Source organism: Wolbachia endosymbiont (group A) of Limnophora tigrina (assembly GCF_964263225.1).
GTDB lineage: Bacteria > Pseudomonadota > Alphaproteobacteria > Rickettsiales > Anaplasmataceae > Wolbachia.
Window position 1 is genome coordinate 795,230 of record NZ_OZ181654.1, and the last position, 11,431, is coordinate 806,660.

8 protein-coding genes are annotated in these 11,431 nt (G+C 33.5%); all 8 read right to left on the reverse strand.

Translation table 11 applies throughout. From position 1 onward, the window contains the following. Nucleotides 1-105: 105 nt before the first annotated feature. The 8 genes from ACE38P_RS03685 to ACE38P_RS03720 all read right to left on the reverse strand — a co-directional run bounded on the left by ACE38P_RS03685 (nt 106) and on the right by ACE38P_RS03720 (nt 11,429). Nucleotides 106-6,555 (reverse strand): neuraminidase-like domain-containing protein, encoded by a 6,450-nt coding sequence (locus ACE38P_RS03685; RefSeq protein ID WP_374699518.1) that lies wholly within the window; start codon nt 6,553-6,555, stop codon nt 106-108. Between the two features lies 1 nt (nt 6,556). Continuing rightward, on the reverse strand, nt 6,557-6,916 hold the full coding sequence (locus ACE38P_RS03690; RefSeq protein ID WP_374699519.1) for a hypothetical protein: 360 nt from the start codon (nt 6,914-6,916) through the stop codon (nt 6,557-6,559). Between the two features lie 79 nt (nt 6,917-6,995). Then, on the reverse strand, nt 6,996-7,202 hold the full coding sequence (locus ACE38P_RS03695) for a hypothetical protein (protein ID WP_374699520.1): 207 nt from the start codon (nt 7,200-7,202) through the stop codon (nt 6,996-6,998). Between the two features lie 86 nt (nt 7,203-7,288). Then, nucleotides 7,289-7,759 carry a hypothetical protein gene (locus ACE38P_RS03700; protein WP_374699521.1) on the reverse strand — a complete coding sequence of 157 codons (471 nt, stop codon included), beginning with the start codon at nt 7,757-7,759 and terminating at the stop codon, nt 7,289-7,291. A 5-nt stretch (nt 7,760-7,764) separates the two neighbouring features. After that, nucleotides 7,765-8,931: an RHS repeat-associated core domain-containing protein gene (locus tag ACE38P_RS03705; RefSeq protein ID WP_374699522.1), complete on the reverse strand. Its 1,167-nt coding sequence runs from the start codon at nt 8,929-8,931 to the stop codon at nt 7,765-7,767. A 219-nt stretch (nt 8,932-9,150) separates the two neighbouring features. Beyond that, nucleotides 9,151-9,408: a hypothetical protein gene (locus ACE38P_RS03710; protein WP_374699523.1), complete on the reverse strand. Its 258-nt coding sequence runs from the start codon at nt 9,406-9,408 to the stop codon at nt 9,151-9,153. 27 nt (nt 9,409-9,435) lie between these two features. Further along, nucleotides 9,436-10,962, reverse strand: coding sequence for an RHS repeat-associated core domain-containing protein (locus tag ACE38P_RS03715; RefSeq protein ID WP_374699524.1), 1,527 nt, complete (start codon nt 10,960-10,962; stop codon nt 9,436-9,438). Nucleotides 10,963-11,180: 218 nt separating this feature from the next. Beyond that, nucleotides 11,181-11,429, reverse strand: coding sequence for a hypothetical protein (locus tag ACE38P_RS03720; protein WP_374699525.1), 249 nt, complete (start codon nt 11,427-11,429; stop codon nt 11,181-11,183). Nucleotides 11,430-11,431: the final 2 nt, after the last annotated feature.

Here is an 11,431-nt window from a genome sequence, read left to right on the forward strand (position 1 = left end):
TTTTATGGCAGTTCTCTGTAGAGCCTGAAATCAAGCTCTACAATAAAATTTAAGAATTCCACAAGCCTACTAACTTCTATTAAAAGTGTAGTAGGCTTTTTTTACTTACCAGTTAATTTCTGCTCTATAAGGAATGATTACAACTATTTTCTCGATTTTATCAATATCAGCATTGTTAATCTTGAGAGTCCATTCGCTTCCAATTGTAAATGTACCAGCAACTTCAAAAGTGTCTTTTTTCCAGTCATTGTCATTCAACTTTATTTTTTCTACACCTGGTGCTTCAGGTATAATTTTAACGCTTTTGTTTGAATCAATTTTTGGATTTTTGAAGTAGGCAGGAAAGATCTCAGCAGAAGGTTTGAATTTTAATTCGTGAGGTCCACTTTGTGTTTGCTTAAATTTTTTCCATGCTTCAGGGTAAGTTGTACTTAAATTTACCAGTAACATGCCATGATAATGCTTTAATTTTGAAAGGCCTTTAACTTGATCAGCTAATCCTCCGTCATTAAATGCTGTATAATCAATGTGAATTATCACATCAGAAATTTTGTTAGTGTCAAACCTATTGGTAGCTTTCAGTAAACTCAACTGCCAACTTGATATTGCACCAGTGCCTTCAAACGGTAAATAACGCTCATCATTAAAGTTAAGCTCAAATAATCCGCTATCTTGGTCACCCCTTGAGAGAGCAATTTCCTGATTTTGCTGCCAATTTTCTCTTAGGACACCATTTTCTGGCTGGCTAGAACCGCTTTCTCCTAATAAGTATTTTATTGCATCAATGTTAGGTTTAAGTACTACCTTATTACTTGTTTGCTGTAAGCTCGCATGAATATTTTCATAAGGGCCAACTACCGCAGGAATAGTAATTTTTATATTCTTGATCTTACGACAATAATGCCCAGGAAAATCTAGATCAAACAGCTTTTCTGTTAACTCAAACTTACAGCTACCCTTAGTCTTCAGCTCGTGCAGTGCTATAGGATTTATTTGCCCTAAAGAAACTACTTTGCTAATTTCAAGAGTCCTTTTGTTTTCATCATGATAGCCCTTTGCCATTTGTTCAAGTGCAAACTTTAGAACACTACCAGCAAGCGATCCTTCCTTAAAACTATTCCAAGAGTTGTTAGTAATGAATGATTTGTTATTGTTAAGTTCATACTGATAGGTCTTCTCTGCTTGCTTAGCAATTTCCAAGGCTATTTTATAAGCTTGAAAATATATAATTGCTATCTGTCCTTTCATCCAATTATATAGCTCTTGATTAGTAAACTTATTCTTGAAGAACTCTTCTTTTTCTTTAATTTGCTCTATCGATTTTTTATGAGCTTTGAGATCTTGTTCAGCATTGCCTTGATTAATCTTATTTGCTTCTATTTGATAATTAATCTGCTCTGTATCATGAGAAGCCATGATCCTTTGCAGCTCCCAATCTTCAGCACGTCTTTTGTAGCTTTCTCTTGTATAGGCTATCTGTGCCTTTTCATTTAAAATTATTCCTGCTGACTCAGCTATATTTGCCCCTTCTGTAACGGAAAAACCTGGTTGAAAAGCTCCATCCGCAAAACCATATACTGTAGGTATCAAGTGTGCAGCAATAGCTGCTCCTCTTATGCCAGCTATTACAGTTTTTCCATCAACCGCTTCACTAGATAGTGCTATAGCTCCCTTTTCACCAGCTGATAAACCACTATCAATTAAGTTTTTATAATGTGATTCACGATCTTTTGCACTACTTAAACTAACATTAAGTGCTTTTGCCTCTTCTTTTAGAGCTTCTATAGCTTTTTCTTTGATTGATGTAATTAAATTAGCAATTATTCCTTCTTGTTTATTGTAAAGTATAGCAAGTGCTTCGGCATCTCTTTTTTCCAGCACACTTAATAGCTCTGATCCAAACTGGACTACAGTTTCAACTATCGATCTTGCATAAGCAATCATATAATTGAATCGGTAATGTGGTAGCTGATCAATAGATGGCACTGTTATAGAAGAACCACTACCACTTATTGTTTGTATCAATTGTCTTGGATCTATCGGTGCTTGAAACAAAGGCAATTCTAAACGTTTTCCTGTAATATCTAAACAATGCCTTATCTTGTAAAGACGGTCTTCTATTTTGTCCCATAAACCAATAAATTCTTCATTTTCTGGTTTACAGAAATAACAACCATACTTCGATATACCATATGCCTCATGAGCAGGTTGCATTCTAGTCAGTTGTGCATTTGTAGATGGCAATTCTGCTTCTAGCCTACATAAAGTACCACTCTCTTGGTTACTTTTTAATTCTTCAAAGGTCTTAGCTTCAACTATAAATTTTCCTTTCTTGATTGGTTTATGACCAAGAAGATCCCAAGCCCTAACGTAAAGCATAGTAGTCTGGTTTAATGCCTCCCATGACTTTTTAGCAAAAAGCATATCTCCCCAATCAATTAAGTTATCCACATAAGACTTAATTATGTATTTCTCAAACGCAGTTGGACGTTGCTTTGCAATTACATATGGATCAAAAGGATCCTCTTCTAATTCTTTGATAGTTTGAGTATTTCCCAAATCGTTTGTAATGCTTTCTTCATTGCGATTAGTAAACGGCAAAAATCTCCATGCCTGACTTTTATCATTAGTAGGATTTAAAATGTACTGATACCATTCTCGAGCTGCAGAAAAGTTTTGTTCTCCATTTAAATGCCAAGCAATTAGTGTTGGTATGTGAAAAAATATTTCCCAGAGATAAATACTATAAGCACCACTGAAATCCAAAATATCAGGTGGATAATGAACAACAGCATCAGCTGGCTGAAACCTTGTAAAATCAAGCTGTTTTATTTTCTGTGAATCTAAAGTTAAGATTCTTTTTGGTCCTCCAGCATAAGCTTTTTGGCGTAATTTACGAACACTGCCAGTAATGTTTAGCCTTATAAATTCAAACTCAGTATCGGTTAAATCTATTTGTGGAATTCTACTGTCATACTTAAGCTTAATTCCTTCACCATTGACTTCGTAAATTGATCGTTCACTGATTGAAGATAAATCATATTCTTTAGGAAAAAGCAAAAATGACTCACGAACATTTTCACGTTCAAGATTACCTTCGATGATAAACCATCCAGGTTTATTTACTACTTGCTGAGCTGATGATATTTTAAATTTTCCTAATAATTCTATAGTAGATGAATCTGAAGCAGACTCAGCACTGCCTTCCCTATTAGTTGCATTGCTTTTGAAAATGCTTTGAGTAATAAATTTCAGAGAAAGCTTACCTTCTTTCCCTTTTTTACTTTTATCTATGTCATAAAATAACTGACGAGTAGTACTTTTTAATTCTGAGTTGTCTTGAATATCCTCAGAAAATTTAAGCGCCTTTTTACTAGCAATCAAATCTTCATCAAGGATAAATAAACATGGGTTATTCGGTTTGATTTCGCCCATTGAAATTATGACACTTCTTTCTTCTCCTTCTTTAAGATAAAAAGCTGCTACTTTTTTCCAATGTAATTTCTCAACATCTTTAATAGGATCTACTTTAGTATCTGCTTTAGTAGGATCTACTTCAATATTATCTGCTAACTTTTGTGGTGCTGTCCAACTTCCACTTGGTTTCTGAAAAGTGTAGTTGATTGTAACGTGAGCATTTTCAGACAGCGGTGAATCTTTACCACCGCTATACTTTGTCATATTAATTTCTTTCTTTTTGGTTTGCTGTACCCAGAATAAAAATAACCTATGAAATGCATAAATAGGAGTTACAGTTTCCACTGGAATCGATGCTCCTATCTTATCCCAGGCAGTCCAATAAAGAATTTGTTGATTTTTTTCATCAAAAATTGCTGTACGGTAATAATAATTGTACGGCTGAGCAAGTGTACGACCAATTATACATAAAGTATTCTTTTCTCCTCCTGAAGTTTTATCTTCTACTCTTTCAAAACAACTATCTACTATTTTTAAGCTTGTAACTTCTTCAAAGTCTTCAAAATACTTCATGTATGCGTTACTTACTGCCTCGTCTGTGATATTTCCTTGCATTAAGGTATTTTGTAGCGTTTTATATCCTGGAGTTGTAATTCTACGTAAAGTAGGATTTAAGTAATTTTCAGGATACAATTTTATCTTATTACTTGCTTCCCATTCACGGTAGTGAGATAACCATTTCCATTTTTCTTCATTCAATTCTGGTTTAATTTTTACATCTTTTTCCAACTTCATCATAGAGCGGTGAATATAGAGCTGAACACTGTTTAATGCTGCTTTTAAAGGTGAAATTACTGAGCAATCACTCATTTCAACATCTATCAATAAATATGAATATAAATCTCGCATGTTTTTAAGCTCATACTCATGGATCATGTACTTTGCTAGAATATCACGTTTTTGCTCTGCTAAATATTTTTCAGCCTTATCTTTAGCTTCGCTTTTTGCTGATAATTTAAGGTTTTCCGCAGCATCAGCATATTTTTTCCATCCGCTATTGTCACTACCTACTGCCAAATTGTACAAATCCTTTAACGATAACAGAACTTTGCTATTAATTCCTGATTTAGTTACTAAATCCATAAAAGACTTAATTTTTATCAAAGAATCTATAGGGTTTTGTGTTTTAGCAAAACATGGTTTAAGTGCTTCTACCTCTTTTACATCTTCCAATGTATCTTCATTCCAGCCAGTTAGTTGTGCTATTTTCTCTACAACTTTATTTTCGTTGTAATCTGCTCCATTTAGCCAATCTGTATATTGTGGTAAAGTAATTCCACCACTAGAAAATATATCCTTTAAATTCTTGTAGTTCACAAGGGTTTTAATTTGACTTAATGACCATTCCGCCTGTATGCCATAAGTATCTTTTGTGATATTACTTATATCCTCTACTGAAAGTTTTAGCTTTGTAAGTACTTCAATGTTATGAATGAGTTTTGCCAAAACATCTGAAAATGCTTGTGATTTTTGAGGATCTGTAAATTCATGGACTGCAGCCAGCATATCTGGTTGTAAATTACCTATATGCTTATGTATTATGTTATAAAAATTATGTAAATTCTCTTCTTTTATCTTCTGTAATAAATGGTTCAACTCCTTCTTTAGCTGGTCACCTGAATATTTACTTAGTGTATTCTGTATTTGTTCCTTTAATTGCTCATCTGAGAAGCCAACTAACTCATCCTGTATTTGTTTTTTTAATTTCTCATCTGTGTCATTTGGTAGACTAATTAACTCTTGTATTTTTTTTCTTAGCTGCTCACGTAAAAGTATTGAAGAACTATCTAATGAACTCCTTATCTGTTCTACCAATTTCTTATCTGAAAAACTAATCAGCTTATTTAGTTGTTCAGTAGTAATCGAATGATTTTTTAACCAATCATTTAATTCAACCACATTTTCTATGTTGTCTAAATTCAATTTATCAATGTTTAACTGTGTAAATTCTGCAATTGATACACCTATTAACCTTGCCAATGAGACTTGTTTATATACCCTAAAGAGCAACAATTTTCCAGTTTGGCTCGATATGTTATTGTTATATTCAATCAAAGAGGTTAGTTCACTGCTGCTAACACTTAAGATGTTTTGTAGTGCGCTGTAGCCGTTTACACTGTGCTCATTTGCACTGACTACTAGATCTTGAAGTTTAGTGTAGTTTTGACTCAACAAAGATTTAAACTCTGAAAGGTTTTCAAGTTTTTTAGATAAAATATCTGCTTGAGCATACAACTCAACTATTTTAGTCATGGGTTGTTTAAATCTTTCTTGTAGATTTTTTATCCTTGCTATTTGTTTAACGAGGTCTGCATTGATTTCATCTTTACCAACAACAACTAGAACGTCACTAAGCTCTTCAAATGACCAGTTAAGCTTATTTGCAAGGCGAATAAATCGATGTAGAAATCCTAGAGCTTGATTATCAAGACTTTCAATGGTCTGATTAGTGGAATCGATGCTTAGTTTCGCTGGTTTCTTGACTTTGTTATAACTATCAAGCAACAATTTTAATTTGTCGCCTATACCTGTTTGTGCGATGAATTTTTCAACGTTTTTAAGCTCACTTTCACTTATACCATAAACTTCGCCTAAGTTAGAACTTGTAGAAGTAATAAGTTCATATTCTTCTGGAGAAAGGCCTAAAGATTCTGCAACGTTATCAGCTTCTGGTTTTAGTACCCTATATAGGTCAGCTAAAGTAATGCCTTGTTTTTCTAGATAAGCGCGTATACTAATTAAAGGAAAATTAGCTGGTAAATTAAATGGATATTTAGCTGTTGCTAACTTCTGTAGAGCATTGCCACCTAGTTTCTTATCTAGATTTTCTTCCATTATCTTATTGACAATTTCAAGATATAATTTCTCTTTGTTAGTATTGTCGCAATCGAGTTTAATATTGTAGAGATCTGGACGACGTGATTTAAGATCTTTACCGTTTGTTGGCTGCTCAATATATTTTTCAACAGTTTCCATCAATTTCACAAAATAAGCCGCTGGGCTTAAAACTGAACTACAATGATCACAATCATTATAACTGCTTTTAGTATTCAATATACTTTCAACTACTTCTGTCATATTATTCTCCTGTTTGTAAATTTTGTATAATTGCACCGCACTTCTCTGCTGTATCGTGGTCAATATTGCAGACACGTAGTGCTCGATAATGTGGTTCGGTCATTTCTCTGGCGTTTTCTATATAGCGAGAGACGAATTCCCTTCTTGCTAAGGCCTTCAGGTAGATATACTTAGCTTCCTGCTCTGTGATTATATCCTTTACCTTTTCAATAAAGGTACTTTCGCATAAATCTGTAATTTTAAATGCTGAGTCATATAAAAACTCATCATTTTCGTTTTTAAAGCTGAGCAATTTCTCAGCTTCTTCAACGCTTATTCCCATCTTCTCTATGCGAAGGTAAGAATCGTTTTTATTTGTCATAGTTTTTTCTCCTTATTTCAATTCAATAGTGTTTATTTCTCGAAATATCTAAAGTTATGTGTTATAGTTCTTTTTCTAGTTAGCCAGACCTAACTCTACGTGTGCAGCTGCCACATAACTTATCGACTCTAGCTCCTGCTTTTGCGAGTATTGATCTTTTTTCTGCTTTTGGTATATATTTTTTCCATAGCTCTTTAAGTTTTTTTTGTCCTATAATCTTATACTTGCCACTTTTTAAACTATACACATCCACCTTCTTGTTACTTTTCCAAGGCGGATCTACCATTTTCCCTTTTTCCCAAAAAATTACATTATCTTTTACGTTATTCCAGTTTCTATAGATGCGTCTTAGCTCTTGTCCAGTAACGTCTTTTAGAATGCCACCATGGATTTGCTGAGTATCTTCATAGCTGCTGCTTTTGCAACTGATCTTTTTTGTTCTTTTGGTTTATATCCTTCCCATAGTTCTTTAAGAGGTTTCTTTCCTATATTTTCAACCGTGCCATCAGGATTTTTTCTATATGCATCTACAAGATTACTACTTTTCCAAGGAGGAACTACTCTTTGCCCTTTTTTCCGAAAAATTACATTTTGCATGATTTGCTCATTATCTCTATTTCTATAAAGGTACCTTAACTCCTGTCCAGTAATGTCTTTTAGAATGCCACCACGTTCTTGCCGTTTATTTTCAATAGTTTGAACATCAAGACCATGTTCTGGTAATTCGTAGTGTGACACTTTTTGTGGGACTGCACCCAAATTGAGCTTATCAAGAACAAAATGAACCTTTTGAAGTTGTTCTTTAATAGTAAATTCTATACCTGCCTTAGAAGCACGTCCCACCCTTACTATGCATCCCTATTTGTAGTTCTGATTTCTTCATCGGTGGGAAAATCATCGTCTCCGGGGTGCAAATTAGGGTCTTTAGCCACTCCCGGTGCTCTTCTTGGATCGTATTTCGGATGATCCTCAATAAAAGTTCTAAACTGCCTCGCCTCCTTCTTTTCAAATAGGTCTGCTAATTCATTGTAATATTCTGTTTGACCTTGAACTCCAAACATGGCTGTACCTATAAACTGGTTATTCAAGTCATCTATTGTAGTGTTTGCATTAGGTAGAACTGCATTGATGTATGAGTTCCTTGCGTCACTTAAACCGTAAATTTTATCTCCCTTTTCAAATGATTCTTGAAATTCTGTATAATCAATAGCATTTCCACCTTGATTTCTAGCATTCCCACCTTTATCTCTATAAATTACAGGATTACTTCCAATAAACTGATAAAGATTAAGTCCATCAACAGTCCCAGCAGGGTCTGGATTTATCCATCTTAGGAACCAGGTAGCATAATAACGAGCGCCGTAATAATATAGACCTGTACTCTCATCTTTTTCTTTTCCTGAATATCTATATTCTTTTTCAGTTACTTCGCGGGCAGCTTTACCAGCAATCAGCGCTGTCCCACCAAATGGTAGATACTCTTCGTAAGTCATGATTTCAGCATTATCATTTAACTCTAATGCCACTGAATCTAAATGATTACTCAGCTGATAACGACTTTGACTATTTTGAGTTTCATCAGGTGTTCCCTTAGTCCAATAATGATGTAGAGCTACTCTACTTTTATCATCCATCACATCAACGGTATATTTCTCTTTCCTTAAATCACTCTCTTGATAAGTTCTCGTAACTTCAATATCACCAAAGTAAATTTTTTCCACTCGAGTAGAGTTTGTTTCATTATTCTGATAAGTTTCAGTAACTTTTCTGACTCGTTGTCCACTACTGTCATAGACATAATATTCACTATCATTTTTCCCGCTAGGCCTAGTTATAATATCAACATAGGCGATGTTATCGCGGTAATTCCAGTGCAAGTTCTGTGTACCACTGAGCTTCAATAAATTACCCCTTTCATCGTAACTTGCATCTATATCATTCTCATTGACAGGTCTACTATCTATTATCGGCAAACTGTGATTAGATTTATTCGATATGTAAAATTCTTTAGCCATTAACACCTACATGCCTAATTTTCGTAATGTTACTTCCATGTACTCCACGAATCAAATTCTACTTTGTTGAAAAAACCTTTCGCTGTGTCGATACGAATATAGAGGATCGTAATAATAGAGTTTCAGATTCTCTAAGCGAACTAGTGGAATCATTAGTTGTGTTTTCGTGAGTCATGTTTTTCCTCTCCATAGTTGTTTAGGTTTTTAAATAAAATTCATTCATAAAAAAGAAGAGAATTCTCCTCTACTAAAAGTAAAAGACTTCTGATAAATATCTTTAGCTTCTCCCACTGAAATTGGGTTTTTTACCTTATAAATAAAGGTATTCTCAGACAAATCCGTAATTTTAAATGCTGAGTCATATAAAAACTCATCATTTTTATTTTTAAAGCTGAATAATTTTTCAGCTTCTTCAACATTTATTCCCATCTTTTCTAAACGGATTTGAGAATCATTAGTTATATTTTCATTTGTCATAGTTTTTTCTCCTCATTTTAATAGTATTTATTCCTGAGAATATCTAAAGTTACGTGCTATAGTTCCTACGCCTTTTATTAGCCATTCAAATCTAGTTTTAAGTCTGGAGCTAGCATATTTATTACTTATTTTTCTCAAATTTCCTCCTATTGATTTTAATCCATAATTTTTCCACGCTTTTCTCATTTTATCATCTTCCCAAGGAGGATTTACTTTTTTCCCACCTTTCCAAAACACTACATTCTTTTCTATCCACTCTTTATTTCTTTGCCTATAGATAGATCTTAACTCCCCACTTGTAATATTTTTATAATGATAAATTTTTTTATCCAAAACCCGATTTATATCAATTTCATCAAGAACAAAATGGACTTTTTTGCCTCTTGAGGTTTTGAAAACTATTCCAGCCTTACAAGCTCGTGCTATTTGTCTTTCCATCCTTTTTATTGTGTCAAAAGCACTTCCTTTCTTATATTCATTTTCTTTATCCTCATTTTTTAACACTTTTTCGTTAAATTTTTCCTCTGACTTAAGAAATTCTTCATATTCAACAAGATCTTTATCCTTAAGTGGTATAGAGCTTGAGGTTGGACTATATTTCCCTAGAACAGGATCATTATATTTATTTATTATAATTTTTTCTCCAGGATATTTTTTTTTCGCAGAATCAACATAATTTTTCCTCGGAGAGTCTAGTCCGTAGATTAAATCTCCTTTTTTAAAGTCATTTACGAAATCTTTCATATCATCACTAATATTCTCTTCAATCATCCCATCGATATCAACACTATTAGCTGGGTTACCCCCAACAAACTGATAAAGATTGAGTCCATCAACAGTTCCAGCAGGATCAGGATTTATCCACCTAAGAAGCCAGGATGCATAGTAACGAGCACCGTAGTAATATAGACCTGTACTCTCATCTTTTTCTTTTCCTGAGTATCTATATTCTTTTTCCGTTACTTCACGAGCTGTTTTTCCTGCAATAAGTGCTGTGCCACCAAATGGTAGATATTCCTCATATGTAATGATTTCAGCATTATCATTTAATTCCAAAGCCACTGAATCTAAATGATTACTGAGCTGATAACGGTCTTGACTTTTTATTTCCACATTTTCTGGGCTACCTTTAGTCCAATAATGATGGAGAGCTACTCTGCTTTTATTTTCTATTACATGAATGGTGTATTTCTCTTTGCTTAAGTTATTATCTTGATAAGTTCTTGTAACCTCAATATCACCAAAGTAAATTTTTTCTACTCGGGTAAAAATTTTTTCATTATTCTGATAAGTTTCAGTAACTTTTCTGACTCTTTGTCCACTGCTATCATAAACATAGTATTCACTATCATTTTTATCACTAGCCCTAGTTATAATATCAACATAGGCGATGTTATCTCGGTAATTCCAATGTAAATTCTGTGAACCATTTAACTTTAGTAGATTACCGCTTTCATCGTAACTTGCATCTATATCATTCTCATTGACAGGTCTACTATCTATTATCGGCAAACTGTGATTAGATTTATTCGATATGTAAAATTCTTTAGCCATTAACACCTACATGCCTAATTTTCGTAATGTTACTTCCATGTACTCCACGAATCAAATTCTACTTTGTTGAAAAAACCTTTCGCTGTGTCGATACGAATATAGAGGATCGTAATAATAGAGTTTCAGATTCTCTAAGCTAACTAGTGAATCATTAGTTGTGTTTTCGTGAGTCATGTTTTTCCTCTCCATAGTTGTTTAGGTTTTTAAATAAAATTCATTCATAAAAAAGAAGAGAATCCTCCTCTACTAAAAGTAAAAGACTTCTGATAAATATCTTTAGCTTCTCCCACTGAAATTGGGTTTTTTACCTTATAAATAAAGGTATTCTCAGACAAATCCGTAATTTTAAATGCTGAGTCATATAAAAACTCATCATTTTTATTTTTAAAGCTGAATAATTTTTCAGCTTCTTCAACATTTATTCCCATCTTCTCTAGGCGAAGTTGAGAGTCATTTTTATTTGTCATAG

Bases quoted from the DNA above. Each gene is read 5' to 3' on its own strand.
- ACE38P_RS03710 (WP_374699523.1), bottom strand. From the start codon at position 9,408: ATGACAAATGAAAATATAACTAATGATTCTCAAATCCGTTTAGAAAAG.
- ACE38P_RS03720 (WP_374699525.1), bottom strand. From the start codon at position 11,429: ATGACAAATAAAAATGACTCTCAACTTCGCCTAGAGAAGATGGGAATA.
- ACE38P_RS03685 (WP_374699518.1), bottom strand. From the start codon at position 6,555: ATGACAGAAGTAGTTGAAAGTATATTGAATACTAAAAGCAGTTATAAT.
- ACE38P_RS03715 (WP_374699524.1), bottom strand. From the start codon at position 10,962: ATGGCTAAAGAATTTTACATATCGAATAAATCTAATCACAGTTTGCCG.
- ACE38P_RS03705 (WP_374699522.1), bottom strand. From the start codon at position 8,931: ATGGCTAAAGAATTTTACATATCGAATAAATCTAATCACAGTTTGCCG.
- ACE38P_RS03695 (WP_374699520.1), bottom strand. From the start codon at position 7,202: ATGGTAGATCCGCCTTGGAAAAGTAACAAGAAGGTGGATGTGTATAGT.
- ACE38P_RS03690 (WP_374699519.1), bottom strand. From the start codon at position 6,916: ATGACAAATAAAAACGATTCTTACCTTCGCATAGAGAAGATGGGAATA.